Raw genomic sequence first — 26,795 nt, 5'->3', positions numbered from 1 at the left:
GGCATACAACCCCGTCAAGTCGTGCTCTCTAGGCCGCTCGACCCATCGCCGATTCCAATCGGCTACGAATCTCGGGGATGCTGACCTGCGTTTCGAGTGCCGTGCGCGTCGGACCGTCGGCGACACGCAGGATGCCGAGGAGGATGTGCTCGGCGCCGATGTGATTGCTCTTGTGCGCGATCGCTTCACGCAGAGACAGTTCGAGAACTTTCTTCGCGTCCTTCTCGAATCTCGAGCGTGGGAAGGCGAATTTGCTACGACGCGAACCGATCCCGGCAGGCACGGCAGCGTCGTCGAGCGCTCCCTTCCCGAACGCTTGCTCGAGGCTCTCCCGAATGGCGGCCAGGTCGATGCCTATCGACGCCAACACGTCGGCGTCTTGATCAAGATCATTCGTCGGAGTTTCGGTGTGCAGCGATTCGGTGGTGACACCGCACTCGCGCAGGGTCGTGGTGGCGATACCTCGATCCGTGGCCAGAAGTGCCGCCAACAATTCCCGGGGAGTCACCTGATCGGCACCGCCGACTGCGTCGACGACAACCGCGCGGGCGTCTGCAGTAAACCTCTCGAACATTTCCCTACCTGCCTTTCCCTCGTCGCGACTCTGCGTTTGCGTGCTTCTTGTGGACGGCCTGGCGGCTCACCTCGAGGGTCTCGGCAATCGCTTGCCAGGACCATCCCTGCTTGCGCGCGTTGGCAACTTGGATGGCTTCGAGTCGTTCGAGTAGTCGTCGCAGCGCCCGAACGGCCCGCAGGCCCTCGGCTGGATCTGGACTGCCTGCCGCGGTGGCGAGTGAGGTCGCTTCGGTCATGTTGTCAATATAGGTTGACAACATGCGGACGTCAACCAGAGTTGACACATTTATGCAAAGGGCAGGCAGCGATCAGTAACTCGCCACGGCGCCGTCCACCGCACGCTGCAGATCACCCTGCACGACGCGAGCGATGTCCATCGGTTTTGCACCGAGGTCGACTACCGGAGTGCCGATGAAAACCCGGGCACTCTTGACATGACCCGCCTCCGGCCCATAGCTGATCCCAACCGACAGGAGCGCAGGCGAGCATCCCAATTTCTCTGCGCGCGAGACGATGTGGCCGATTCCACTGTTGACGTGCTGCAGCGTCCGGGGATCCTCCGTGTTGCAGGTTCCTTCGGGAAAAATCGCCAGACAGTCCCCCTCGCTCAAGCGCTGCGCCGCGACGTCCATCATCACGCGGCCCGCGTCCGACACGGCCCGCAGTCCGTGATTCTTACTGCGGAACACCGGAATACTGCCCATCATGTCGACCTTCTTACGCTGGGCCGGATCAGCAAACAGTTCATCCTTGGCCAGTACGCGAGTCCGTCCGATCACCCGCCGCAGTGGGGTGCGCCACGCCGTCGCCGCGAGCGTGAATTGGTCACTCTCCGTAAGGTGATTGACCGCAACCACCAACCGCGTCCCACTCCCGAGTAGAGCCGCCAACGCCGCTTCCGCACCGGGCGCATAGGCAATTCGCGGACGATATTTCAGCGCCAGCGCGGCGTAGGCAAGCTTGGCCACGAACCGATTCTGCTGGTGACCGCGGTAGTACTCGTACACAGCCTCGTAGTTGTCGAGCGAAACCTCGGGAGCGTCCATGGATCAAACGATACACAACCTACGGTGCCGTAGGTTTGGGATTCGCCGCTGCTCAGTTGGGCGAAATTCGGCACTCGAGGTACAACGGATTCTGTGATTCGCCTGGCCGTCCCCAATGACCTACCTGCACTACAACTGATCGAAACAGCCGCGGGTGAGCCCTTCCGAGACATCGGAATGGACTCCATCGCCGACGATCCGCCCCCAACTCTGGACGAACTCACGCAGTACCTCGAAGCCGATCACATCTGGGTGATTGACGCCGCCAACGCACTTATCGGATACGCCCTGGTCGACATCATCGACGTCGGGGTTCATCTCGAGCAGGTGTCAGTGCACCCCGCGCACTCACGCAAAGGCCTCGGTGCGCAGTTGATCGACTCCATCGCCGACTGGGCAGCTGCACATCATCACGACGTGGTGACCCTGACTACGTTTGTCGACGTCCCCTGGAACGCGCCCTACTACGAGCGACTCGGATTCGAGCGCATACCCGAGGGCACACTCTCCCCCGATCTCATCCGGATCCGCGCGCTCGAGCAAGCGGCCGGACTGGATTCATGGCCCAGGGTCACGATGAGCCGGCCCGCACTCAGACGTCGGCCGTCCACGTCCCGGATCGGATGAACTCGTCGAGAACCGCTGTCGACGTCTCGAGTGAAATACCCTCCGACGCAACCCAATCGTCGTTGTAGTAAGTCCCCGAATAGCGTTCTCCGCCGTCACAGAGCAAGGTGACGACGCTGCCGCTTCGTCCTGCCGCCATCATCTCCGCAATCAAGGCAAATGAGCCCCACAGATTTGTTCCGGTAGAACCACCGACCTTGCGCCCCAACGCATCACTGGCGTGACGTGCGGCCGCAATGGAGCCGGCGTCTGGCACCTTGATCATCCGATCGACGACCTGACCGACAAACGAAGGTTCGACGCGAGGTCGACCGATGCCTTCGATTCGCGAGCCGCGAGTACCGACGACGGACGGATCACCGGCCCGCCAGGCGTCGAAGAACACCGAGTGTTCGGGATCGACCACACACAGCCCGGTGTCGAATTTGCCGTAGCGCAGGAAGCGGCCGATGGTCGCGCCCGTTCCACCGGTGCCTGCGCCGACGACAACCCACTCCGGAACCGGGTTTTCCTCACGTTCGAGCTGAGTGAAGATCGAGGCGGCGATGTTGTTGTTTCCACGCCAGTCCGTTGCGCGCTCGGCATGAGTGAACTGATCCATGTAGTGCCCACCCGACTCGCGCGCGAGTCGCTGGGATTCGGAGTAGATCGACGACGGATCGGTGACGAAGTGGCAACGTCCGCCGTGCGCTTCGATCAGGGCGATCTTCGCAGGACTGGTGTGAGCGGGCATCACAGCCACGAATTCGAGCCCCAGCAACTTCGCGAAGTACGCCTCACTGACAGCCGTCGATCCGGACGAAGCCTCGATAACGGGAGTGCTTTCGGTAACCCAACCGTTGCAGATGGAATACAGGAACAACGAGCGCGCGAGACGGTGCTTGAGGCTCCCGGTGATATGGGTCGACTCGTCCTTGAGATAGAGCTGGACGGGCCAGTCGTTCGGTAGCGGGTACCGCAGGAGGTGGGTGTCGGCGCTGCGCTGAGCGTCGGCTTCGATCAGTCGGACCGCATTGTCGACCCAACTTCGCGCACTACGGCGCGAGACGTCGACCACCTCCGACGTCACCGCTGATCACCACGCAGTTTGGCGCGCAAATCGTCACGGTCTTCGCGACGTTGAGCGTCAACTGCGGCAATGCCGGCATTGACTCGCTTACGCAACTTGGCAAACAGCAGAAGCGAGAGCGGAAGCGCGATCAACACGGCAAACAAGGCAGCTACGAGCAGGGGAACCTCTGCACCGACAGCCTTTCCACCGAACATGATGACGGCACCGATGACGACTACCAGCACGAGTCGGGCAACCGAGTACAGCACGACATCTCTCGCCAATTGCCCCTTCGTGACAACTCCACCAGAGGCAATTGCTTGCCCAGAGTTAACGGGCTCCGACTTGGTCAGGTCGGGCGTAGAAGGCTGGTTTTCCGGACGTTCAGGCAACTTACTCACACTGCAAGGTTACCTACTCCGGGCGACTAAAATAATCAGCCCGCTTTATCCGGTTTGTCCTTTACTTTTCCTTTACCAAAATATTAAGGATCGACTAACTGGGCAACTCTGTGCAAACATTGCGCTACCAATCCAAAAAAGGTCGAACGTGGGCAGGGGCCACCGAAACAAACTCGGCGTAGGTTTTGAGCTACTGTTTCGACACACATGTTCGACGCCAAGACGGAGGAACATCAGATGAGCGCACCAACATACAACGTAGCCGCAGACGCACTCATGACACCCGGCCAGGTCGCGGCTCTGTTTCACGTAGATCCCAAGACTGTGACCCGCTGGGCACACGCCGGCCGACTCGGATCACTTCGCACTCCGGGCGGACACCGGCGCTTCCGCGAGACCGAGGTCATGCAGCTTCTGCGCTCGCTGACCACCGAAGCCAACTGAAATACCGGAGCTCACGCTCTACCCACATGCTCTACCCGAATACAGCACGGCGCACCAAGCCGTACCCACGTCCCAGGGCTTCTGGTGATCCAGACCCGAGACTGAGTAGGCTCTTCCTTGTACTTGAAGGAGGTGCGCCGTGCTGTATCTGTTGGCGTTAGTAGGTTTGGTGACATTGGTCGTCCTGATGTGGAAAGCATTCGGACCGTCCCCCACTTCCCGAGCCTCGGGTGGCGGAGTGAAGGGGCCTGACGACGATCCCGAGTTCCTGTGGAACGTAAATCAGCAAACTCGACGCAAGCAACAGGGAGGCCAGGACGGCGCTCCGACCGATTCGTCGCAGTAGGTCCTATTCGTCGCAGAAGGTCCTATTCGTCACCGTAAGCCCCGAATGGTCACAGCAAGTCCCCCGCCAGGGCGATCGCCCCTACCGGCATCAACAAGTAGGGCGGTCGCCCTGTGCCTGTTGTAGGGCGGTCGCCCTGTGCCTATTTCAGCGCTGCAGCGGACGGCCGTAGTGCGAACGCGGGAAGTCGTCGGCAACGGCGGCGGCAAGTTCGAAGAGAGCGTCCCGAGTACCGGGCCGTAGTCGATCGAGATCAACCTCGGCGCCTTCTTCGAGGTGCGGATCGAACGGAACCAGCTGAACGGTGCGGCACCGCTGTTCGAAATGCTCGACTACCCGGGGTAGATCTACCTTCCCGGAACCAGGCCGTACCGCATTGATAACGGCAACGGCGTTGGAAACCAGCGCGCTGTGACCATGTGCATCGAGCCAGTCCAAGGTGGCGGAGGCACTGCGAGCGCCGTCGACCGAACCGGAACTCACGACGATCAACGAATCTGCCTGTTCGAGAACCGCTGTCATTGCCGAGTGCATCAATCCGGTTCCGCAATCGGTGAGAACAATGCTGTAGAACTTTTCGAGCATGGTGACGGTGCGGGTGTAGTCCTCCCCGCTGAATGCTTCGGACACTGCCGGATCACTGTCGGAGGCAAGCACTTCCAGACGGTGCCGACTCTGTGACGTGTAGCCGCGAACGTCGCTGTACTTCTCGATGGTCGCTTCGTCGCGCAAAAGGTTACGGACGGTGGCCGGGGTTTCGAGAGGAACTTTCTGGCTGAGCGTTCCACGATCCGGATTCGCATCGATTGCGATGACACGATCACCGCGCACGGATGCAAACGTCGAGCCGAGAGTCGCTGTTGTCGTTGTCTTCCCAACTCCGCCCTTGAGGCTGAGCACCGCGACTTTGTAGCAGCCCTGCATGGGCTGATTGATCTTGTGAGTCAACTCGAGCATCTGCTGATCTTTGGCGCCGTTACCGAGGTTGAGAGTCCGTCCCGACAACGTGTAGACGGCCTTGCGCCAGCCGCCGACCGGAGCGGGCTTCACGGGCTTGAGCAACAGCGCATTGGAGAGATCTTGCGCCGACATCGGCAGCGATGATTCCGGCCGACCAGCCGCGGGCTGCGTTCCCACCATCGACGCCGAACCCACGGCAGGCGGGCGCGGGACAGGCATCTGCGGGTTGGGCATGGGCGGGTTGGGCATGGGCGGCGAAACCGGTACCCTAGCAGCGGGCGGCATCTGACCTGAAGGTGCAGGCGCAGCCGGAAACTGCGGTCGAGGCGCCGGAGCTTGTTGCGCCGCAACAGGATTAACTGCAACGGGATTCGCCAGACCAGGATTGGCCGCACCCGGATTGACTGCACCCGGATTGACTGCACCATTCGTCCGGCCGACCCCCGGCGACGGTTCATAGGTCTGCGGCGGCAGCGCGGCCGCGAATGGCCCGGACGCAAAACGCCCGTTGGCCGGGCCGGGAGGACCACCGGGGTACTGAATGGCAGGCGCACGCCCCGCGTTGGGCGCAGGCGTCGAATTCGGGGCAGGCACCGGATTCGACGCTGCAGCCGGGGCAGTAGTAGCAGGCGGAGGAGTCGGCGGCGCCGGATACATCGGTACGGAATCATGGCCGTTGGCGCGCGGCGCTGCGTTGTCCGTCGGCGCGACGAACAAGCTTCGCATTCCCGGATCGACGTCCTTGGGTGACGCGGGTGCCGGTGCATGAACAGGCTTCGGCGCGGCTTGCTGATGCGGAGCAGCCGCCGGACGCACCGGTTCCCAGATCCCCGCTCCCGCGTCGTCCTTCTTCTCAGCCATGTCCGCCCCTGTCGAAATCTTTTCCGTGTCGATCACCCAGCCCGGTGTGTCACCCAGCCCGATATAGACACGACCATACAGCTATCGCGTAGCTAGTTTCGTGGCTGGTACCCGCGGGAAAAAACCCCGACCGGTCGGCGACAACCCACCGTACCGGATCGACTCAGGTCAGTCCCGCGTAGGAATGCAGGCCGGACACGACCATGTTGATGATGAACAGATTGAAGAGCATTGCCACAAATCCTGCGATGTTGATCCAGGCGGCTTTCGTCTCACGCCAACCGGATGTTGCTCGGGCGTGCAGATACGCGGCGTAGATCACCCATGCAATGAAGGACACCGTTTCCTTGGGATCCCAGCCCCAGAACCGACCCCAGGCCGCTTCCGCCCAGATAGCACCCAGAATGACTCCGGCACCGAACAGCGGGAAGGCGATGATGGTGCTCTTGTACGCCAGGCGGTCAAGCGTCTGTGCGTCGGGAAGCCGCTCGGCGATCCGGCCACCGATGCCCGAACCTTCTTCACCGGGCGGGAACTTCAGGCGCAGCAGGAACAAGATGCTGGCGATGCCACCGATCATGAAGATGCCGGATCCGACGCTCACGATGGTCACGTGAATCGGCAGCCAGTAGGACCGTAGTGCGGGGACAACCGGTGCGGCGTCGGCGTAGAGAACAGTGCCGGCAAGGAACATCAAGATCAGCACCGGTACGAGCAGGAAGACCCACATCGACCGGTACGTTGCCTTGGCCAGCAGAACGTGACCGACCAACAACGCGGCAGCACACGCCATGGCAACAAACTCGTACATGTTGCCGAGCGGGAATCGTGAGGTGGCAAACCCACGGAGCACGATCGACGCGATGATCAGAACGGTGCCGACAACCAGGACTGCGCGGCCCATGCCACCGAAGCGCTCGGAGAGCGCCTTGACCGGCTCCTCGGTCACGCGACCCGGAGTGAGGGCGTCCCCACCCCCCGCGGCAACCAGTTCCTTCTCCTGAACGGATTTGGCGCGAGCCGACGCGTACTCCACGATCAGCAGCACAAACGCCAGAACCAGCACCGTAAAGGCTGATTTGAAGGCCCAGTCGCTGTACTGAGCGAGAGTCTCGTTGGTTGTCATCGGGCATTCTCCTGCACGTGCGGTGTGGTCACCGAGTTAGTCGAGTTGCTGTCTAATAGTCGATCTGCGAGACGATCGAACTCGTCGCCCCAGCCGGCGTGGTCGGTACGGGCAAGTCCGCCGAGCTCTACTACCGTACGTCGTTCGTCGTCGAGATAGATACGGGCCCAGATTCTGCGACGCTTGATCAGCAGCGAAACCAGTAGCCCCGCCATCATCGTCAGTGCCGAGACCAGGACCCACTGCTGAGCCGGGTCATGAGAAACCTGCAGGTTGACGAAGTCGACGGCGCCGTCGAATCGTACCTGCGTGCCGTCCGCCAATGTTGCGCTCTCGCCGGGCATCAAGTTGACACGTTCCTGCTTGACCAGCCGGCCCTGATTGATGAGTTCGGTGTTGAGCTCGAACAGCGACTGCGGATTACCGGTGTCCAGTCCGGTGTCACCTTTGTAGATGTCGATGGCAACGGCCGGATCGTTCATCGCCGGGAAGCTCGACGACAGCAGATTTCCGTGGAACAGTGCCGTCGGCGCGAACAGTCCTTCGATGGCGATCTGATTCTTGCGTCGCTCGTCGGCATCCGGGTACATGCCGCCTGGCGGGTCGAAACGCATCGCACCACTGCTCAGGAAGGTGACGGCGTCGTCGGGTCGCCACTGCAAGGTTTCGGTGCGGGTCTCCCCGTTGGGGAAAGTGACTGTGAAGGTAGGTGCGTAACCGTGGCCCTGCAGGTACACACGATCACCGGCAATGCGCAGTGGGTGGTTCACCGCGATGGTCGTGTCGCGCCAGGTGTTGGAGTCGATGTCATCGCCCGACTGGTACGCGATGTCCGAGGTGAACATCTCGGCCTGACCGGTTTCGAGGTAGTCGGCCTCGAAGTTCTTGACCCGCAAACACAGCGGCGTCATCCCGGTGCCGTCGAGCTCGAGTCCGGCGATGAAGGAGTCGAAGGCGGCAGGTGACGTGGTGCAGAATCCCGGTCCGTCGTTGGCGATCACGATGCGGTTGCCCTCGTAGCCGAACAGCTTTCCGGCGGCGATGGCAATCAGGAGTCCGACGAGCGAGAGGTGGAATACGAGGTTTCCGAATTCACGGAGGTATCCCTTCTCCGCCGAGATCGTGATTTCACCGTCGTGCTTCGACCGCTCGTCGTCGGTGCGGGTCTCGACGCGCCATCCTTTGAGTTCCTTGGACAGACGCGCCGCCAACTGTTCGGGCGTCTCGCCAGGGACGACGGCCGACGTGTGGTGCGGCAAGCGAGAGAGGTTGCGCGGCGCCGCCACGGGGCGGGTACGCAGTGCCTTTGCGTGTTCGACGCAGCGCGGCAGGATGCAGCCGACCAGTGAGATGAACAGCAGGGCGTAGATCGCGGTGAACCAGAAACTGCTGAACACGTCGAACAGTTCGAGCTTGTCCATCCACGGGCCCAAGGTGGGCCGCGCGGCGATGTAGTCGGTGACCTTGCCCTCGTTGAGGGAACGCTGTGGCAACAGTGCGCCCGGGATAGCAGCGATTGCGAGGAGGAACAGCAGCACGAGCGCCGTCTTCATCGAGGTGAGACCGCGCCACGTGTTGCGTCCGAGCGCGATGACTCGGCCGATCAGCGATTGCCGAGGCAATGCCGCAGTCGAGTTGTCGTGATTGTCGTCAGCTGTCATATCGGCAGCGTCACCTCCGAGATAAATGCGTCACGGACCCAGCCGACGAACTGGTCCCACGCGCCCGTGACGAGGGCAATGCCCACCGCCACCAACATGATTCCGCCGAAAATCTGAATTGTTCGCGCGTTGCGGCGCAGCCACCCGACACCGTTCAAGGCGCGAGCCGACCCGAGGGCCAGAATGATGAACGGCAAGCCGAGCCCGATGCAGTACGCCACGATCAACGTGACACCGCGAGCTGCGGTCATGCCTTCGGTTCCGGCGGCCACGGACATGACACCGGCAAGCGTCGGGCCAAGGCAGGGCGTCCAGCCGAGTGCAAAAACACCCCCGAGCAGCGGAGCACCCACCAGAGAGGACACTCGACGCGGCTCGAAGCGGACGTCTTTCTGCAGCGCGGGCACCAGGCCGATGAACACGAGGCCCATCGCGATAGTCACAACGCCGCCGACGCGCATCAGCACGTCGCGGTTGATCAGCAGTGTGGAGATGACCCCGAACACGGAGGCCGTAGCCAACACGAAGACGACGGTGAAGCCGGCCACGAACAGTCCGGCGGCCCCTGCAACTCGCAGACGGCTACTGCGGGCAATAGTTCGCGTCCTGGCTTCGTCTGCCGAGATTGCCGGAGCGTCAGCACCGACTACCCCGGCCAGGTAGGACAGGTAACCGGGAACGAGCGGCACTACGCACGGTGAGGCAAACGACACCAGACCGGCGAGCAGGCATGCGCCGAGCGCGAGAAATAGCGGCCCGGACGAGGCGGCATTCTGAAATGCTTCACCGACGCCCGCTCCGAGTGTTTCAGTACTTGCGAGTGTCATTGCTGCGCAGGCTCTTCCGCTGCCACTCGTTCGACCACGGGCAGGAGATCCTCGGCAAGCAATTCCTGCAGGAACACAGCGGCGACGCGGTGCTGGCGATCGAGAACGATGGTGGTCGGGATGACCGACGTCGGGTATCCCTCGCCGAACGCGATCAACGAGCGCATCGACGGGTCGTAGATCGACGGGTACGAGACCTTGTTGTCGATTACAAAGTCCTGTGCCTTGTTCTTGGTCTCGTCGCGAACGTTGATGCCGAGGAACTGCACTCCGGAATCACGCGTCTGCTCGTAGACCTGCTCCAAATCGTCGGCTTCGGCGCGGCACGGACCACACCACTGACCCCAGACATTGAGGACGACAACTTTGTCCTCGAAATCGCTGAGGGCGATAGTTGTGTCTTCGGTCATCAGATCGGGTCCGGTGAGCTTTCCGATGGTGCCTCGATCGGACGGCGGATCGTAGAAGATCTTCGTCTGGCCACCCGGCGAGACGAAGTCGAACGTGCCGCCCGTAGCGACGGCGTCGTCGCCGGTCGCGCAGGACGAGAGAACGAGCATCGCCGCAGCAGTCGTGGCGACTGCTGCTGCGACCTTGCGGAAAATCATGCGCTCGGAGCGGAGCGGAGTCATGCCCCGGTCACTCTCGGATCGGATGCGCCTGCAGGCTCGGAGTAGATGATGTCGACGAGAGTGTCACCTTCGTAGACGAGCGACGTGAGTGACGCGAGGCCGCACTGGCGGTGACGCGGGTCGTGCCACAGGCGTTCGCCCTGTAGGAACCGTCGCAGAGTCCACACCGGCAACTGATGGCTGACGATGACAGCTTCGTGTCCGACGGCAGCAACGCGAGCGGCATTCACGGCAGCGAGCATGCGATGCGCAATCTGCAGGTAGGGCTCGCCCCATGACGGAGTGAACGGATCGCGCAACTTCCACCAGTGCCGCGGGCGCGAGAGTGCGCCGTCACCGACGGCAACCTTGAGGCCCTCGAACTCGTTGCCGGCTTCGATGACGTTGTCGTCGGTCGTGATGTCGACGCCGTGAGCCTCGGCGATCGGAGTCGCGGTTTCCTGCGCCCGCTGCAACGGCGACGCGACAACATGGGTGATGTCGTGATCGGCAAGAACAGCCGCGACTGCCCGTGCCTGCGCCTCACCCGCCACCGACAACCGGAATCCCGGTAGCCGTCCGTACAGGATCCCGCGCGGGTTGTGCACTTCACCGTGGCGGAGCACATGCACGATCGTGCGGGTGGACGTGTGGTCTGGATGGTCGACGTCGGTCACAGTCGAGAGTCCTAGCTGAAGTAGGTACGGGATGAAGGAATGGCGGAAGCGTGCAGATCTCAGGGCTTGACGGCTGCCGCGGCAGCCTTTGCTGCGTGCGGCAGAGCGTCGGCGATGATCGAGAACGCCCGATCGTCGAGCGCGGCCGAGACGAACCACGCTTCGAATGCGCTCGGCGGCGGGTACACACCGCGAGCGAGCAGTTCGTGGAAGAACGCGGGGAACCGCCACGTCTGCGCGGCCTTTGCCTCGTCGTAGTTCGTGACGGTGTTTTCGGAGAAGAACACGCTGACCAGTGTGCCCGCGTACTGCACCTTGTGGACGACGCCTTCTGCGGTGAGCGCATCGGACATGAGTGTGCCGAGGGTGGTGGCGCTCTTTCCGAGCTTGGCGTACACCTCGGCGTCGGCAGCGCGAAGGTTGGCGAGACCGGCAGCGACGGCTACGGGGTTACCGGAGAGGGTGCCTGCCTGGTAGACCGGGCCGTCCGGTGCGAGATGACCCATGATGTCGGCGCGACCGCCGAACGCGGCGGCCGGAAGACCACCGCTCATGACCTTGCCGAAGGTGTAGAGGTCGCCGGCGACGTTGTCGATGCCGTACCAACCGGACGCACTGACGCGGAATCCCGTCATCACCTCGTCCATGATCAGCAAAGCGCCGTGCTCGCGCGTGAGTGCGCGCAGTCCCTCGTTGAAACCGGGCAGCGGCGCGACAGCACCCATGTTTCCGGCAGCGGCCTCGGTGATGACACACGCGACGGCGTCCGGGTTGGCCGCGAATGCTGCGGCGACGGCGTCGAGATCGTTGTAGCGGACCACGATGGTGTCTTCGGCCTGTGCGCCGGTCACTCCGGGTGATGTGGGCAGTCCGAAGGTGGCAAGTCCCGATCCGGCGTCGGCAAGCAAGGCGTCGACGTGACCGTGATAGCAACCGGAGAACTTGATGATCTTGGTACGGCCGGTGAATCCGCGGGCCAGGCGCACGGCGCTCATGGTGGCCTCGGTGCCGGAGTTGACCAGGCGAACCTTCTCGACGGGGGCGACCCTGGCAACGATTTCTTCGGCCAGTGCGATTTCACCTTCGGTGGGAGCACCGAAGGAAAGTCCGCCGAGGGCTGCCTCCCGGACCGCTTCCACGACTGCGGGGTGGGCGTGTCCGAGGATCATCGGCCCCCACGACGACACGAGATCGACGTACTTGTTGTCGTCGACATCGGTCAGTGTGTAGCCGGATGCCTCACGGATGAATCGGGGTGTTCCACCCACCGAACCGAACGCTCGGACCGGCGAATTGACGCCGCCTGGAATCACGTTGCCGGCACGCTCGAAGAGCCGAGCCGAGTTCGTTGCATGCACGTCGAAATCACCGGAAGACACAGTCACGACCTCCAGTGTCCCAGTTCTGTCGAATCTGACAACGACAGGGTGTAGGAGTTGTGGCGCCGAAATGCGTTTTCCGGCCCCAACAGGCCAATTATGGGACTATTTGGGCTATGAGGCGACTGCTGACCACGCTGTTGATTCCAGTTGCGATTCTTGTCACATCCTGCAGTTCCGACGGGGAAACCAAGGCCCCGAGCGCTACGACGGTGACATCCGCTGCCAGTTCGTCCGTCAGTTCGGTCCCTGCCGCGCCCCGCACCGAGCCTGCCTTTCTCGGCGGTTGCTCGGCCGTTTCGGTCTACGTCACGCAGCAGACGCAGAGCGGCGGAGCCCCGGCAGACGCTGCGGCGGACTTCCTGAAAATCGTGGAGAACGACCCGTCGTATCAAGCGATGCCGGACGCTGACAAACAACTGTTCAGAGAAGGAATCGAAGCCGGCGCCGCTGGAAACTGCTGAGGAAACGGATGACAGGTCCCACCCTCGCGCTAGGGTCGATCCCATGGCCACCACAGCGGACCACCTCAGGAATACTCTCGACGGACGCTGGCGGGAGGTGCGTGAGCGAGTTCGCGGCGAACTGTCCGACGAGCGATTTGCTCCGCATTTCACTCCTAATCTCGCCATCGCCCGTACCAAGGCTCTCGAACAGATGCGAGTCCTTGCCGATCTCGGTTATGCCGCAAACGGTTTCGCGGTAGCGCACGGCGGAACCGGAGATGCGGGCGGCGCCGTCACCAGTATCGAAATGCTCGCAATGTCCGACTTGTCTCTCATGGTCAAGGCCGGCGTCCAATGGGGACTGTTCGGCGGAGCCATCGAGAACCTCGGCACTGAACGCCACCACCAGGCCTACGTCAAACCCCTCATCGACCTGGAACTTCTCGGGTGTTTTGCCATGACCGAGACCGGACACGGCAGTGACGTCCAGGAACTCGAGACCACCGCGACCTACGACGCGGCCACCGGCGAATTCGTGATCGACTCCCCCACTCCGTCCTCGCGTAAGGACTACATCGGCGGGGCCGCCGAACACGCCACCGTCGCAGCCGTGTTCGCGCAACTCATCACCGGAGGCGAAAGCCAAGGCGTGCACTGCTTCGTCGTTCCGATCCGCGATGCCGCCGGAAACGACCTCCCCGGCGTCACGACGTCGGATTGCGGATTCAAGGGTGGACTGCCCGGAGTCGACAACGGGCGCATCATGTTCGATCACGTGCGAATTCCCCGCGACAACCTGCTCAACCGTTACGCCGACGTCGCCGAGGACGGCACGTACAGTTCCGCAATCGACAACCCGAACCGGCGCTTCTTCACGATGGTGGGGACGTTGGTTCGTGGACGCGTCACCGTCGGCGGCTCCGCAGCAGCGGCAGCACGTGTCGGCTTGGCAATCGCGGGCCGATACGCCTTGCAACGCAGACAGTTCAGCGCCCCCAAGAGCGACAACGAAGTCCTGATCATGGACTACCTCGTCCACCAGAAGCGCCTGTTGCCACTGATCGCCCGCTCGTACGCATTGCAGTTCGCGCAGAACGAACTTGTTGCCGCGATGCATGACATCCAAAGCAGCGAGAACCCGGATCCGCAGGAGCAGCGCGAGCTCGAGGGGCGCGCCGCCGGCCTCAAGGCCGCCAACACGTGGCATGCCACTCGCGCTATTCAGGAGGCACGCGAAGCCTGCGGCGGCGCAGGCTATCTCGCGGAGAACCGTCTCACCGCACTGAAAGCCGACACCGACGTCTTCACGACTTTCGAGGGCGACAACCATGTTCTGACGCAGTTGGTCGCCAAGGAACTGCTCACTTCCTACGCCGACGAAGTTCGCGGCATGAGCCCGGTCGACTGGATGCGTTTCGCCGCTACGACGGTCTCCGATGTGGTCAAGAAACGTACTGCGGCCCAACAGATCCTGCAGACGATTGTCGACACGCGACAGGACAACGAGGAGGACGGCAGCCTCTTCAACCGCGGCACCCAGATGAAGATGTTCGAGGACCGCGAGGAGTACCTGCTTTCCACGGCGGCACGGAGGTTGCAAGCAGCGCAGAAGCGGGAGGAGAATCCGTTCGACGCCTTCAATTTCGTACAGGACCACGTACTGAAAGCAGCGCAAGCGCACATCGAGCGCGTCATCCTGGAAGCCTTTGTTGCCGGTATCGATTCGTGCGAGGACGAGGTCGCGAAAGATCTTCTCGGCGAGGTGTGCGACCTCTATGCACTCTCCGTGATCGAAGCAGACAAGGCCTGGTTCATGGAGCATCGGCATCTGTCGGTCGAGCGCTCGAAGGCCGTCACTCGCGGTATCAACGAACGCTGCCGCACCCTGCGCCCGCATGTCGCGACCCTGATCGACGGGTTCGGGATCCCGGAATCTCTGCTGGGCTCGGCGATGCTCGACGGAGACGGCACGGACGCGGTACGGCTGAAGTAGAGATCTGGTGGGGCCGGGAGTATCCGGCCCCACCAATCTTATTGCGCTGCTGCCTTCTTCGACTGACGGGATGCGACCAGTCCAGTGAGCCCGAGAGCCGCAACCAACCAGATACACAGAACGACGAGGTGCGGGCCGGCGCCGTTGCCGTCGAAATAGATGACGGACCGAATGGGCTCCATGGCGGCTGATCCGAGCCAGAACGAATGAATGTGCTGCCAGAACCCCGGCAGGAACGACACCGGGATGGCGCCACCCGAACTCGGGAAGTTGATGAAGACCAGCACCGTCAACACCGCAAAGATCGCGGCTTGACCGAGCAGTCGATTCAGCAGAATGCACACTGCACCCACGGTGAAGGTGTAGACCATCGAAATCCCCAGCAGTTGCAGGATCTCACCGAACGACGCACCAAACGCGCGCATGAAGATACTGGTGATCCCGAACGCGATGAGCGGGGTGAGGATTGCCGCACCGGCGAGAATCGAATATTGCTCTCTCAGTCGCATTCTCGGCGCGACCTGACTGAGCACAGTCATGGTCAGGTAGCCACCGAGGGTGCAGACGATCAGGAAGTAGAACAGTCCGACGGTCGAGGAATCACGCGCGGTCACAGGAGCCGAGTCCACCGTGGTGACCTGCTGCCCCGTCTGATCCGCAATGGAATGGGCCAACGCTGTCACTACCGATACCGTGGAGGTACCGGCACCTGTCGCAATGTGCGCGGTGACGGTGTCACCGATTTCGATGGCGCCGATGGCGTCACGGTTGTCGATCCGAGCGATGGCATCGGCTGCATTATCCGTTGCAACGATGTCGAATTTGCCGCCAGACGTTGCTTCGATTCCGTCGATCACGGGCGCCGTCACCGACGGCGGGCCCACCACGACGATCGGCGCCTGATTCGGCGCCGGCGCGTGGAACGCGCTGACGTAACACAGGCAGAACATGATCACGAAGAACAGCGGAAATGCGAGCCCGCCGCCCACCATCTTCCAGTTTGTGGGTGGATCAATCGCCTTCGCCGCTGCACTCGGCACTTTGACGTCGGTATCTGTCATATTTCACACTCTTTTCGCTAACCGCATATAGCTGTCAACGCTGTTGACAGACTCAACAGTCAACACCGTTGACACGATATCGTCAACAGCGTTGACAACGAGGTCGGCGTGAGAGCGAGCACAGAGGTCGATTAACGTGACAACCAGTGGACAGATGCCAGAGCCGGAACAACCCTCGACATCCGAGGCGATTCGCACCGCGGCATTCCAACTGTTCGGCGAGCACGGATTCGGTGGCACCTCGGTACGGGCCATCGCCAAGGTTGCCGGCATCGATCCGGCTCTGGTCATCCGGCATTTCGGATCCAAGGAAGCGCTGTTCCTGGAAACCACGCCGGTCGAGGATTACTTCGAGGGTCAGTTCGACGGCCCACTCGGCACACTCGGCGAGCAAATCGCATCGTTTGTCCTCGGCAAGGCCGACGCCCGAATGCTCTCGGTGTTCACAGCGCTGACACGCGCCTCCGACAGTCCCCGCATCCGCGGACGACTACGGGAAATGACAAGCACATTTGCCACCAACCTCGCCGCCCGTTTACCGGGCGACGACGCCTACACCCGGGCACTGCTTGTCTCCGCCCAGGTGTCGGGACTGCTGAGCGCACTCAGCACCGAGAGCATCGCGCCGACCGCAGATCGGGCCAAAGTGGCAAAACTCTACGGCCGGGCGATGCAGACGTTGATAGATCAGCACTGAGTAGATCGGTACCGGAAAATTCAGTACTGCGAAATTCAGTACTGAGAAATGACCTCATCGGCAAATTTTCGAATCGAGTCGAGTCGCCCCTGACGATCTCCGGGGTCGATGCCGTAGCGGTACCACGGCGACACCCTGATTTCCGTGACCCCCAACGCCTCGAGTTCGCGGTATCCATCGATGTCGCGGACGTCGGTCGGCGAGACGTTGATCTCGAAGGGGACGTCGGAACGACCGAACTCGGCTCGCAACTGCGTCAGACGGTCGATGGCAGAGGCTAATTCATCTTTGGTTGTGTTCACCGACATCCAACCGTCTGCCAGCCTCGCGGCGCGTCGCAATCCCGGTTCGCTGTGCCCGCCGATAAAGATCGGTACGGTAATCTCCGGAGCCGGACTGATCATCAGTGCGTCGAAATCGTAGTGCTTGCCGTGGTATTCAACCCACTGCGGGCCACGGCCGGCACATACGGCCTTGATGATCTCGATCGCTTCGTCGGTACGCGCGCCACGAGTGCGCATCTCGGTGCCGGTAAAGGTGAATTCCTCGGGAATCCACGACAAGCCGACGCCGATCGCGATACGGTTCCGCGACATCACGGCCATGGTTGAAACCTGCTTGGCCGTCAACAACGGATCGCGCAGCGGAAGCTTGAACACATTGGTGTAAAACTGAATTCGAGACGTCACCGCAGCCATTGCCGTCATCGCTATGAAAGGATCGGGCATCGGAGTCTCGGGTGCCCACATACGCTTGCCGTCAGCGGTGTACGGATACGGCGCCGACACCTGCTCGGGATAGAACACGGAATCCGGCATTGCGATACCGTCGAAGCCCGCCTCCTCCGTAACCTGGGCCAACTCGCACAGTTCCAGAGCGTCGATCATCGCGCCCGCCAACGACCATTTCATCGTTCCACCATTTCATCGCTTCTCGACTGACATGTCAGACCCGACCGTATTGTCTTGCAGCAGGCAATCACTCGACTGATCCTGATGACCGGGACGGCCATCAGGATCGTCTCGCACAGTCCACTTACTTCGGCGAGATCCAGGCGTCGTCGAAGAACATGATGTCCGTGATGTTGCGCTTGACGCCGTGAATGTTGTCGTCCCACGCCGTCAATACCGCTGCCGGGCCCCAGATTACGTACGGCACAGCCGCGTTGGCATACTCCTGCACCTTGCTGATGGCGTCGCGGACAGCATCGTCGGTGGGCGCAGTCTGCACAGCTGTGATCAGCGTGTCCATCTCCGGGTCTGCGAAACCGGAAGGATTGTTCTTCGAATCGCTCGCCATACTGTTGTACAAATTGATGTAAGGCGCTTCTTCCCCGACCGGAGCGCCGCCTCTGGTCATGTCAAAATCGTGGTCTTTGTACACCTTGCGAACCAAATCCGTGACGTCGGTTGCATAGTCGATGGTGACGTCGAATCCGATTGCGTTCAGCGACGCCTGCACCGTCAATGCCGTGGCCTGCTGGCCGGGCTCCGACGTCGTGAGGTACCGGAGTTTGCCGTCGTACCCGTCCGCTTTCGCCTGATCGAGCAGGGTCTTTGCCTTCGACGAATCGAACGGTATGCCTTCGGTGTTGTTGTACCAACGCGACGACACCGGTACCAGTTCGGAACTGGCAGTGCCTAATCCGTTGTTCGCACGTGTATTGACCGCTACCGGGTCCACCCCGTAGGCGATTGCCTGGCGGACGCGAACATCAGCTCCTGGCCTGCCCTCACGGTTGTTGATCGTGCCGATCCCGTTCTGGCCGGTGGGACTGAGATAGCCGGAGTATCCCTCGTCGAGAGCGCGTTTGATAACAGCCTCGTCGCGAAGGATGTACGTCATGTCGATCTGACCGCTCTTCAGCGATTCGTACTGAGCCTGAGCTCCCGAGGTGGGAACAAAACGCACTGTGTCCAGCGGAGGTTTGCCTCCCTGATACTCCGTGCGCGCGGCGAGTATCAGCTCTTCATGCGGCGCGAACTTGGCCAAGGTAAACGGCCCCGCCCCGATCGGAGTGAACGCTCCCCCTGCGTCGGAACCTCGCGCAACGATCATTCCGGGTCCGAGCGACAACAGTGCCGGAAATTGACGCCACGGCCGTTCGAGCACAAACTCGACAGTGGTCTCGTTCGGCGTATCGACGTGCTCGACAATGTTCAGCCAGGACTGCGACACATCGCCCTTGCCTGCGACAAATCGATCGATGCTCCACTTCACCGCTTCCGCGTTGAGCGGGCTTCCGTCGCTGAAGGTCAAGCCCTCGGGCAGGGTAATCGTGTACGACGTGAAGTCGGGATTATTCGTCAGCGTCTTCGCCAGCTGCGGCACGAAACTCCCGCTTGCAGAGTCACTGCGCACAAGCGTGTCGTACAGTGCGGCCATTTCGGTTCCGCCGGTCGAGCCGGCGGCCTGAGTTTTAGTCGGATCCAATGACGAAGGGAACGAATAGGAGCCGAAGGTGAGAACACCTCCGTCAATCGGCTCCCCGGCGTCTTGTGCGCCGACGTAACCAGCTGCACCACTGCGCGTCTGGGAGGTCGCATCCGAGGAGTCGCCGCTACCCGACGCGCAGCCGGTCAACAACAGGGCACCGGCAATACCGAGTGCAACCAGGCGGGTAGTGGATCGAATTATCTTGGTGTGCATACGATTCCCATACTGAAGATGAATCAGTGACATTATCCCGCGCAGCAAACGTCGTACTACGCGGTCGATACGACCGCGTAGTACGACTATTCACACAGGACCGAGTGAGCCTGCCTGCTTTAGAGCTTGACTACCTTCGACGTCGGGATCGGGTGCGAGTCCGCCTTGATCCAGCGCATCGCCCATGTCCCCTCCGCGTGCGAATCGGTGTTGATCCAGTTTCCGTATCCCGGGTCCTTCGCCGCCACCACGATTGTCAGGGTGCCGTCGTCGTTGAGCTTCGCGGTGTGGTTGTTGATGTAGATGTTCGTCCGGTTGTAGTCGAGCGACTCCACCCAGAAGTTCTGCAGCACAAAGTTGAAGTACTCGCAGTTCGGAACTTCTGTCTCGATGACCCACGCCTCGTCCTCGGCGAGCTTCCAGTATCCGTGCAAGTAGAAGATCGTCGGATCGCCGCCGGCGTTCTGGAAGTAGTCCTGTCCCCAGTCGAAGATCTCGTTGGCGCGAGGCTGGAATTTGCGCGACCATTCGAGGAAGGTCTCCGCCATCCCCTTCACGATCCCGACCGACTTGCCCAGGCGCACGCCCAACTCTTCCGGACTCAGCGGCTCGAAGTCACCGTCCGGGTTCAGGCACTCGATGCTCAGCTCACCGGGTACCTCGGTGCGCCGATCCCGATACGTCTGCCGGACGGAGATGAGATTGCTGTCGGCTGCCAGCGGCAGCCAGGCACCTTCCGCCGGCTTGTCCACGCTCGCGATGAACTCGAAACGGCCGTTCTCGTCAACCTCGAGGTCGTAGATGTGCAGGTCGCCGGTCTGCAGCATGGTGCCGTCGATGTGGTATCGATTGATGCGTGAACCGAACGTGATCAGCGGAACCGTGCCCCGACTGCCGATGATCCGGTAGCTGTATTTACCGGAAATGTTGGCGCGCATGTAAACGTTGTCCGGGTTGTCGGCACCGATCTTCGTCATCATGTTCGGGTTCGGTGCGGACGTGAACTGCGGCCACCGCGGGTCGGTGTACTCGACGCAGTTGATCGTGCCGTACCGAAGCAACCGACTGAGGTAGCGGACGCCCTCGGCCTGGGTCAGCGGGTCCTGAGGGACGATCTCGTCCTCGAGGACCTTCCCGACCTCGAGCAGATCTGCGCAGAACTTTTCCCAAGTAGCGTTCATATGAGTCTCCTTGTTCTAGTAGATTTTTCGAGCAATCATCTGGCGGCGAACTTCGCTTCGACGTCGGCGGCGCTCACGCCGAACTCCTCGAGCGAATACCGGTGCGACGGACGGCGATGTTCTGCCAGGCTCGCCTGATGCGACGCGTCCACCGCGGCCCGAGCCTCGTCCGTGAATGGCAAATCGAACTGCGCGTAAATTTTCTCGACGGTGCCGACCGCGTCGGAGATGAAGTCCTTGTAGTCGACGTCGATGAACTGATCCGGGTTGTAACGGGTTCGGGCACTGTTGAAGTTCGCGTTACCGCGCGCCCACAGGTCGAGTTGGGTGCGCCCGATGGCCGGACGGTCGAATGCCTTCGACATGTCGTGTCCTCCCTGCTCCGCAAGGCTGAAAGTGGACGCCATCGATGTCAGCGGGTCCCGGAAAGTGCGAACGAACAACGCATCCGGATAGACCGACATGATCTCGTCGATCGCGAAGACGTGGCTCGGACTCTTGAGCACCCATCGCCGGTCCGAGTCGTGCAGACCGATCAACTGCAGGTTCTTCTTGTGCCGCGCATACGTTTCGGTCCAGTCCTGCTCTGCCAGCCACCGGGTGTAGCTCGGAACGTACGCAACGGTCTCGAACGCGGTGGAGAGCATCGTCTGCTGTAGCAGGCGCCAACATTCCTCGACCTCTTCTGCCCCCATGAAATGGACTTTCATCAGATCTGCCTCGTTGCGCTGACGCGCTCGGTAGAAGGCATCCGAGCGAACGTAATCTTCGTTCTCCGACCACTTGTCGCGCTCAGGGCGCGGCTGCGGCGTCTCGGCGAGCCACATCTCGGCACCCTGATGTGCCGGGTCAGCGCCCAGCAAGCGGTGTAGCGCGGTGCTGCCGGTCCGGGTCAACCCGACTACGAAGATCGGACGCTCGATCGGAACGTCGACGTGCTCGGGGTATTTCGCGAATCCAGCCTCGCTCTTCAGTCGTCCAGCGAGAGCGCCGATGATCATCTTGCGAGCGATCACCTTGCCGTGCGGAGTGAGGTCCGCCTCCTGCTGGAACGACTCGAGCAGAACCTGAAGCCCCTCGAGATAGCCGTTGCCGCCGAAGTCGTCGTACCCGGCTTCTTCGCGCGCGGCCTGGTGCAGGTCCTCGATGGAACCGATGCCGTCGTAATCCTGTGTCATGGCTAGTCCTTGTATGAGTTGATCAGTGGTGCGTGTGACCGCAGTTGACATCGAGACATTGCCCGGCGATGGCCCTGGCCGAATCGGACAGGAGGAAGACGACAGCATTGGCGATGTCGTCCGGCTCCGGTAACCGGCGCAGATCGGCGCCCGCTGCGATCTCGTCGTAGATGACCTTGGGGTCGACTCCGGTGGCCGCCGCCTTCTTCTCGAACATGTTCTTGACCGAGTCCGCCCAGATATAGCCGGGAGCAACCGAGTTCACTCGAATCCCCTTGGGACCGAGGTCGATCGACAGACTGCGCGCCATTGCCAGGAGTCCGGCTTTCATCACACGGTATGCCCCGAACCCGGGAAGCTGATTGCGCAGCACCATGGACGTGACCATCACGACGGACCCCTGCGCCTCGGTCAATGCCGGCACCAATGCGCGCGTGACGTTCAACGCCGCAAGCAGGTTGATGTCGATGCCCGACTGGATGGAGGCCATGTCGGCTTCGAGCAGTGGAACCTGCGCCGGTTGGACAAAGGCATTGTTCACAAGGCAATCCACGGCACCGAACTCAGCGACAGCCGTCTGCGCCAACGACGCAATCGAATCGACGTCGGTGAGATCCGTCGGCACCGCCAAAGCGATTCCGCCTCGATCACGGATCTCGGTTGCCACCGATTCCAGACGCTCGGGCGTGCGGGCGGCCAGAACAACCTTCGCACCGGCCGCCGCACTCTGCATGGCAATCGAACGACCCAGTGCCGGGCCAACTCCCGAGACCACGACCACTTTGCCGGCCAGCAGGCCCTCGGCGCTCAACACAGTGCCTGCGGATCGAGAACCACACTCAGAGAAACGATCTTGCAGTTCTGGTCGAACTCGAACAGGTCGGAGGCAGCGAAGTCGGCCATACCGTCGCGCTGCACCCGAAGCTGCATAGCTGCGTACTTTCCCGTCACCGAAATCGGACCGAGCAGACTGACGGTGAAGTCGACCTGCGCGTTTGCCGTGTCGAATGCGCGAATCTCGTCGACCCCGCGATAGGTCGTGACACCCAACGGTTCGTGCTGAACGGCGTCCGCCGCAAACAGCGCAACCAGATTGTCGACATCGTGGCTTCCGAGATACTTGACGTAATCTTCTACGGCAGAAATGATTTCAGCCCTGTCAGGCACAGCTACTCCTCGTTGTTCGGCGGATCGGGAAAGTAGTTCTACGGGTCAGGCAGGTAATGCGACGGATCAAGAAATAGTGCCGCGGGCACGGAGGTAGTCGACGATCACGCTCGCAGCATCCTCGGTCGTCGTGACACTGGTGTCGATGTGAATATCGGGGCTCTGCGGCGCTTCGTACGGTGAGTCGATGCCGGTGAAGTTCACCAGCTCCCCACGTCGAGCCTTCTTGTACAGGCCCTTGGGATCTCGCTCCTCTGCGACGGCAAGAGTGGTATCGACGAAGATTTCGACGAACTGGTTGTCCCCGATCAATTCACGGGCCGCATGACGCTCGGCTTCGAACGGCGAAATGAACGACGCGAGGACGATCAGACCGGCGTCCGCCATCAGGCGGGTCACTTCGGTGACACGTCGGATGTTCTCGACGCGGTCGGCGTCGGTGAACCCGAGGTCCCGGTTCAACCCGTGACGGACATTGTCTCCGTCGAGGAGATAGGTGTGTGCGCCGAGAGCGTGCAGTTGGCGCTCGACGTCGTTGGCGATAGTGGACTTTCCCGACCCGGAGAGCCCGGTGAACCACAGAACGGCGGGTTTGTGTCCCTTGAGCCTGGTGTGTGCGGCCTCGTCGACGTCGACGGATTGCCAGTGAATGTTGTCGGACCGGCGCAGCGAGTGTGTGATCATGCCGGCGCCGACTGTGCCGTTGGTGAGGCGGTCGATGAGGATGAAGCTGCCGGTGTCTCGGTTGCCCGTGTACGGATCGAACGGGACCGCACGATCGAAACTGATGTTGCACACACCGATTTCGTTGAGCTCGAGGGTTGTCGTTGCGGTCTTCTCGAGGGTGTTGACGTTGATCTTGTGCTTCGGTTTCGTGATGCGCGCAGTGACTGTGACGGTACCGATCTGGCACAGGAACGGTCGTTCGGGCAGCATGGGAGCCTCGCCCATCCACACGATGTGGGCCTCGAACTGATCGGCTACGGCCGGCGGATTGTCGCCGATGGACAGCACGTCGCCGCGGCTGATGTCGATCTCGTCGGTGAGCGTGATGGTGACCGAGCGGCCGGCACCGGCGACCTCGAGGTCGCCGCCCATCGTCACGATGCGCTCGACGGTGGACGTCTTTCCACTGGGGAGCACGCGGATCGGATCGCCGGGAGAGACTGTCCCGGAGACGATCTGGCCGGAGAATCCTCGGAAGTCGAGGTCGGGTCTGTTGACCCACTGCACCGGCATCCGGAACGGGGCCGAGGCGGCAGCATCGTCGATGTCCACGCTTTCGAGATGTTCGATCAGGCTCGGTCCGGAGTACCACGGCGTGCGATCGCTGCGCTCGGTGAGATTGTCACCCATGTATGCCGACATCGGAATGGCAACGAACCCGTCGAGACCGATCTCGTGAGCGAACTCTGCGTAATCCGCGGTGATGGCGTCGAAGACCTCCTGCGAGTAGTCGACGAGGTCGAGTTTGTTGACTGCGAGCACCACGTGCTTGATCCCGAGTAACGACACGAGATACGAGTGCCGACGGGTCTGCGTCAGGATGCCTTTGCGGGAGTCGACGAGGATCACCGCGAGATCGGCTGTCGATGCGCCCGTCACCATGTTTCGGGTGTACTGCTCATGGCCCGGGGTATCGGCAACAACGAACTTGCGACGTTCGGTCGTGAAGTAGCGGTAGGCGACGTCGATCGTGATGCCCTGCTCACGTTCGGCTGCGAGACCGTCGACGAGGAGCGCAAAATCGAGCCCTTCGCCCTGGGTGCCGCTCTTGCGGGAATCCGCTTCGAGTGCCGTCAGTTGGTCGTCGAAGACGAGTTTCGATTCGTAGAGCAGACGGCCGATCAAGGTGCTCTTGCCGTCGTCGACGCTGCCGCACGTGATGAATCGCAGCATGCTCTTGTTCGCGTGGCGCGCGAGGTAGGCCTCTATGTCGTCGGCGATCAGATCCGAGGAAACAGTCATCAGAAGTACCCCTCTTGCTTCTTCTTCTCCATCGACGCACTCGAGTCGTGGTCGATGACCCGTCCCTGGCGTTCGGAGGTGGTGGTGAGCAACATTTCCGAGATGATCTCGGTCAAGCTGGTGGCGGTCGATTCGACAGCACCGGTCAGCGGGTAGCAGCCGAGGGTGCGGAACCGAACACTCTTGAGTTCGGGAGTTTCTCCCGGCAACAACGGCATCCGGTCGTCGTCGACCATGATCAGTGCGCCGTCACGTTCGACGACGGGACGCTTGTCGGCAAAATACAGCGGAACGATCGGAATCTCTTCCTGGCGTATGTATTCCCACACATCGAGCTCGGTCCAGTTCGAGAGCGGGAAGACGCGCAGGCTTTCACCCGGCGCTTTGCGGACGTTGTACATCCGCCACAGCTCCGGTCGCTGCTGCTTCGGATCCCAGCGGTGTGCTGCCGATCGGATCGAGAAGATGCGTTCCTTGGCCCGGGATTTCTCTTCGTCACGGCGGGCACCGCCGAATGCTGCGTCGAACTTGTAGTGATCGAGGGCTTGTTTGAGGCCTTCGGTTTTCCACATGTCGGTGTGGACAGCGCTGCCGTGAGTGAACGGGTTGATCCCCTGCTTCACGCAGTCCGGGTTGGTGTAGACGATCAGATCGAGATCGCCTGCAGCAGCGGTACTGTCACGGAGTTTGTACATTTCGCGGAACTTCCACGTGGTGTCGACGTGCAGCAGCGGAAACGGCAGCTTCGACGGGTAGAAAGCCTTGCGCGCCAGGTGCAGCATCACGGCGGAGTCCTTGCCCACCGAGTACAGCATTACCGGGTTCTCGCTCTGCGAGGCAGCTTCACGCATGATGTGAATGCTCTCGGCTTCGAGGCGTTCCAGGTGCGTCAGTGTCGTGGTCATCGGCCCAGTTCCTCCAGTGCTTTCGGGGCGAGTTCGGGTCGGCAGATCAGCAGATCCGGCAACCACGGGTTTTCCTGGTTGTAGCGCAGTTCGCTGCCATCGATACGCGAAACATGCAGTCCCGCAGCGCGTGCGACGGCAACCGGGGCCGCCGAATCCCACTCGTACTGTCCACCTGCATGTGCATAGATATCTGCGTCGCCGGATACAACCGCCATCGCTTTGGCGCCGGCGGAGCCCATCTCGATCAGCTCCGCGCCCATCGAGTCAGCCATGCGCATGACCGGTTCCGGACGCCGCGTCCGCGACACGACGACGCGTACCGGCGTCGTAGCGCCGCGCTCGGTTCGATCGTCACTACTTGCATAGGTGACGCCGAGGGCGGGCATTGCGACCGCACCTGTTGTGAGGAAACCGTTTTCGGTCAGTGCGACATGTACGGCCCAATCCGATCGGCCGGCTTCTCCGTACTCGCGGGTGCCGTCGAGCGGGTCGACGATCCACACGCGATCCGAAGTCAACCTCGCGAGGTCGTCTGCGCCTTCCTCCGACAGCACTGCATCCGTAGGGAAGCGTCGGGCAAGTTCGGCGACGATGAAGTCGTGACTGAGCCGATCGGCAGCGTCCTTGAAAGCCGCGGCGTCGACGTCGTTCGCACCGAGGGATTTCCGGTGTTCGAGCAGAAGTTCTCCAGCCGCAGCGGCGATCTCGATCGCCGCGCGTTCATCGTTTGTGCGTGTCATAGGTACTCCACAACTGTGTAGACCTCCCGATGGGTACGGGAAGAAACGTCAGGCCGACCGCAGAGTGTCCAGCGCTACGCACTGGTCTCGATGTGGTCTGCGCCATAGCGTAGCACCAGAATGAACGATGTTCATTCTATTTCGAACAATGTTCTTTCTGTGATTCACATCACTGAACAGCGAAAGGTATGGTCAAGAACGAACGACGTTCATT

Annotated in this window: 28 protein-coding genes; 6 read left to right on the top strand and 22 right to left on the bottom strand. The window is 61.6% G+C overall.

The annotated features are described in order from the left end of the window. Positions 1 to 28: 28 nt before the first annotated feature. The 3 genes from V2B23_RS21520 to V2B23_RS21510 form a co-directional block, all read right to left on the bottom strand. Positions 29 to 574, bottom strand: coding sequence for a Clp protease N-terminal domain-containing protein (locus tag V2B23_RS21520; protein ID WP_430952202.1), 546 nt, complete (start codon positions 572 to 574; stop codon positions 29 to 31). 4 nt (positions 575 to 578) lie between these two features. Then, positions 579 to 812 carry a helix-turn-helix domain-containing protein gene (locus tag V2B23_RS21515; protein ID WP_430952201.1) on the bottom strand — a complete coding sequence of 78 codons (234 nt, stop codon included), beginning with the start codon at positions 810 to 812 and terminating at the stop codon, positions 579 to 581. A gap of 72 nt (positions 813 to 884) precedes the next feature. Then, positions 885 to 1,622, bottom strand: a complete 738-nt coding sequence (locus tag V2B23_RS21510) for a lysophospholipid acyltransferase family protein (protein WP_430952200.1) — start codon at positions 1,620 to 1,622, stop codon at positions 885 to 887. 93 nt (positions 1,623 to 1,715) lie between these two features. On the opposite strand from V2B23_RS21510, the gene V2B23_RS21505 reads away from it, so the two are divergent. Continuing rightward, positions 1,716 to 2,249, top strand: coding sequence for a GNAT family N-acetyltransferase (locus V2B23_RS21505; protein WP_430952199.1), 534 nt, complete (start codon positions 1,716 to 1,718; stop codon positions 2,247 to 2,249). Here V2B23_RS21505 and V2B23_RS21500 read toward each other — a convergent pair. Both V2B23_RS21500 and V2B23_RS21495 read right to left on the bottom strand, forming a co-directional pair. After that, positions 2,215 to 3,318, bottom strand: a complete 1,104-nt coding sequence (locus tag V2B23_RS21500; RefSeq protein ID WP_430952198.1) for a PLP-dependent cysteine synthase family protein — start codon at positions 3,316 to 3,318, stop codon at positions 2,215 to 2,217. The two genes, V2B23_RS21505 and V2B23_RS21500, sit on opposite strands and share 35 nt — an antisense overlap. After that, positions 3,315 to 3,701, bottom strand: a complete 387-nt coding sequence (locus tag V2B23_RS21495) for a DUF4229 domain-containing protein (RefSeq protein WP_430952197.1) — start codon at positions 3,699 to 3,701, stop codon at positions 3,315 to 3,317. The genes V2B23_RS21500 and V2B23_RS21495 overlap by 4 nt, the downstream gene beginning before the upstream one ends. Positions 3,702 to 3,938: 237 nt before the next feature. Here V2B23_RS21495 and V2B23_RS21490 point away from each other — a divergent pair, with 237 nt between their 5' ends. After that, positions 3,939 to 4,145, top strand: a complete 207-nt coding sequence (locus V2B23_RS21490; RefSeq protein WP_033235774.1) for a BldC family transcriptional regulator — start codon at positions 3,939 to 3,941, stop codon at positions 4,143 to 4,145. Positions 4,146 to 4,284: 139 nt separating this feature from the next. Next, positions 4,285 to 4,491: a hypothetical protein gene (locus V2B23_RS21485; protein ID WP_033235464.1), complete on the top strand. Its 207-nt coding sequence runs from the start codon at positions 4,285 to 4,287 to the stop codon at positions 4,489 to 4,491. A gap of 147 nt (positions 4,492 to 4,638) precedes the next feature. Here V2B23_RS21485 and V2B23_RS21480 read toward each other — a convergent pair whose 3' ends face one another. The 7 genes from V2B23_RS21480 to hemL form a co-directional block, all read right to left on the bottom strand. Next, complete coding sequence (locus V2B23_RS21480) at positions 4,639 to 6,312, bottom strand: AAA family ATPase (protein ID WP_430952196.1); 1,674 nt, start codon at positions 6,310 to 6,312, stop codon at positions 4,639 to 4,641. A gap of 163 nt (positions 6,313 to 6,475) precedes the next feature. After that, on the bottom strand, positions 6,476 to 7,438 hold the full coding sequence (ccsB, locus tag V2B23_RS21475; protein WP_430952195.1) for a c-type cytochrome biogenesis protein CcsB: 963 nt from the start codon (positions 7,436 to 7,438) through the stop codon (positions 6,476 to 6,478). Continuing rightward, positions 7,435 to 9,099 carry a cytochrome c biogenesis protein ResB gene (gene resB, locus V2B23_RS21470; protein WP_430952194.1) on the bottom strand — a complete coding sequence of 555 codons (1,665 nt, stop codon included), beginning with the start codon at positions 9,097 to 9,099 and terminating at the stop codon, positions 7,435 to 7,437. Before resB ends, ccsB begins: the two co-directional genes overlap by 4 nt. After that, on the bottom strand, positions 9,096 to 9,926 hold the full coding sequence (locus V2B23_RS21465) for a cytochrome c biogenesis CcdA family protein (protein ID WP_430952193.1): 831 nt from the start codon (positions 9,924 to 9,926) through the stop codon (positions 9,096 to 9,098). Before V2B23_RS21465 ends, resB begins: the two co-directional genes overlap by 4 nt. After that, positions 9,923 to 10,534 (bottom strand): TlpA disulfide reductase family protein, encoded by a 612-nt coding sequence (locus V2B23_RS21460; protein ID WP_430952331.1) that lies wholly within the window; start codon positions 10,532 to 10,534, stop codon positions 9,923 to 9,925. The genes V2B23_RS21465 and V2B23_RS21460 overlap by 4 nt, the downstream gene beginning before the upstream one ends. Before the next feature lie 20 nt (positions 10,535 to 10,554). Then, a complete protein-coding gene (locus V2B23_RS21455) occupies positions 10,555 to 11,214 on the bottom strand; it encodes a histidine phosphatase family protein (RefSeq protein WP_033235469.1) in 660 nt (219 codons plus the stop codon). A 59-nt stretch (positions 11,215 to 11,273) separates the two neighbouring features. Then, positions 11,274 to 12,599, bottom strand: coding sequence for a glutamate-1-semialdehyde 2,1-aminomutase (gene hemL / locus V2B23_RS21450; RefSeq protein WP_430952192.1), 1,326 nt, complete (start codon positions 12,597 to 12,599; stop codon positions 11,274 to 11,276). A gap of 110 nt (positions 12,600 to 12,709) precedes the next feature. Here hemL and V2B23_RS21445 point away from each other — a divergent pair, with 110 nt between their 5' ends. Together V2B23_RS21445 and V2B23_RS21440 are read left to right on the top strand one after the other, a co-directional pair. Continuing rightward, positions 12,710 to 13,057: a hypothetical protein gene (locus V2B23_RS21445; RefSeq protein WP_430952191.1), complete on the top strand. Its 348-nt coding sequence runs from the start codon at positions 12,710 to 12,712 to the stop codon at positions 13,055 to 13,057. A gap of 43 nt (positions 13,058 to 13,100) precedes the next feature. Next, the gene (locus V2B23_RS21440) at positions 13,101 to 15,032 is read left to right on the top strand and encodes an acyl-CoA dehydrogenase (RefSeq protein WP_430952190.1); all 1,932 of its coding nucleotides are present in this window, start codon (positions 13,101 to 13,103) and stop codon (positions 15,030 to 15,032) included. Between the two features lie 38 nt (positions 15,033 to 15,070). On the opposite strand, the gene V2B23_RS21435 is transcribed toward V2B23_RS21440, so the two are convergent. Next, positions 15,071 to 16,093 (bottom strand): ABC transporter permease, encoded by a 1,023-nt coding sequence (locus tag V2B23_RS21435; RefSeq protein WP_430952189.1) that lies wholly within the window; start codon positions 16,091 to 16,093, stop codon positions 15,071 to 15,073. 136 nt (positions 16,094 to 16,229) lie between these two features. On the opposite strand from V2B23_RS21435, the gene V2B23_RS21430 reads away from it, so the two are divergent. After that, on the top strand, positions 16,230 to 16,790 hold the full coding sequence (locus tag V2B23_RS21430; protein ID WP_430952188.1) for a TetR/AcrR family transcriptional regulator: 561 nt from the start codon (positions 16,230 to 16,232) through the stop codon (positions 16,788 to 16,790). Positions 16,791 to 16,825: 35 nt separating this feature from the next. On the opposite strand, the gene V2B23_RS21425 is transcribed toward V2B23_RS21430, so the two are convergent. The 9 genes from V2B23_RS21425 to V2B23_RS21385 all read right to left on the bottom strand — a co-directional run bounded on the left by V2B23_RS21425 (position 16,826) and on the right by V2B23_RS21385 (position 26,581). Then, positions 16,826 to 17,701, bottom strand: coding sequence for a TIGR03619 family F420-dependent LLM class oxidoreductase (locus tag V2B23_RS21425; RefSeq protein ID WP_430952187.1), 876 nt, complete (start codon positions 17,699 to 17,701; stop codon positions 16,826 to 16,828). 124 nt (positions 17,702 to 17,825) lie between these two features. Further along, entirely contained in the window at positions 17,826 to 19,439 is a 1,614-nt protein-coding gene (locus V2B23_RS21420) for an ABC transporter substrate-binding protein (protein WP_430952186.1), read from the bottom strand. Between the two features lie 119 nt (positions 19,440 to 19,558). Then, complete coding sequence (locus V2B23_RS21415; protein WP_430952185.1) at positions 19,559 to 20,620, bottom strand: DUF1214 domain-containing protein; 1,062 nt, start codon at positions 20,618 to 20,620, stop codon at positions 19,559 to 19,561. Between the two features lie 35 nt (positions 20,621 to 20,655). After that, positions 20,656 to 21,798: a sulfotransferase family protein gene (locus tag V2B23_RS21410; RefSeq protein WP_430952184.1), complete on the bottom strand. Its 1,143-nt coding sequence runs from the start codon at positions 21,796 to 21,798 to the stop codon at positions 20,656 to 20,658. Between the two features lie 22 nt (positions 21,799 to 21,820). Beyond that, positions 21,821 to 22,612 carry an SDR family oxidoreductase gene (locus tag V2B23_RS21405; protein WP_430952183.1) on the bottom strand — a complete coding sequence of 264 codons (792 nt, stop codon included), beginning with the start codon at positions 22,610 to 22,612 and terminating at the stop codon, positions 21,821 to 21,823. Then, entirely contained in the window at positions 22,606 to 22,965 is a 360-nt protein-coding gene (locus V2B23_RS21400; RefSeq protein WP_430952182.1) for a nuclear transport factor 2 family protein, read from the bottom strand. The genes V2B23_RS21405 and V2B23_RS21400 overlap by 7 nt, the downstream gene beginning before the upstream one ends. A gap of 66 nt (positions 22,966 to 23,031) precedes the next feature. Beyond that, a complete protein-coding gene (cysN, locus tag V2B23_RS21395; protein WP_430952181.1) occupies positions 23,032 to 24,933 on the bottom strand; it encodes a sulfate adenylyltransferase subunit CysN in 1,902 nt (633 codons plus the stop codon). Next, the gene (gene cysD / locus V2B23_RS21390; RefSeq protein ID WP_045063838.1) at positions 24,933 to 25,838 is read right to left on the bottom strand and encodes a sulfate adenylyltransferase subunit CysD; all 906 of its coding nucleotides are present in this window, start codon (positions 25,836 to 25,838) and stop codon (positions 24,933 to 24,935) included. The genes cysN and cysD overlap by 1 nt, the downstream gene beginning before the upstream one ends. Then, a complete protein-coding gene (locus V2B23_RS21385) occupies positions 25,835 to 26,581 on the bottom strand; it encodes a 3'(2'),5'-bisphosphate nucleotidase CysQ (RefSeq protein WP_430952180.1) in 747 nt (248 codons plus the stop codon). Before V2B23_RS21385 ends, cysD begins: the two co-directional genes overlap by 4 nt. Between the last annotated feature and the right edge of the window lie 214 nt (positions 26,582 to 26,795).

The organism is Rhodococcus sp. 24CO, from assembly GCF_050586165.1.
GTDB lineage: Bacteria > Actinomycetota > Actinomycetes > Mycobacteriales > Mycobacteriaceae > Rhodococcus_F.
The sequence above is the reverse complement of the archived record's forward strand: the minus strand, read 5'-3'. Positions and strand labels throughout refer to the sequence as shown.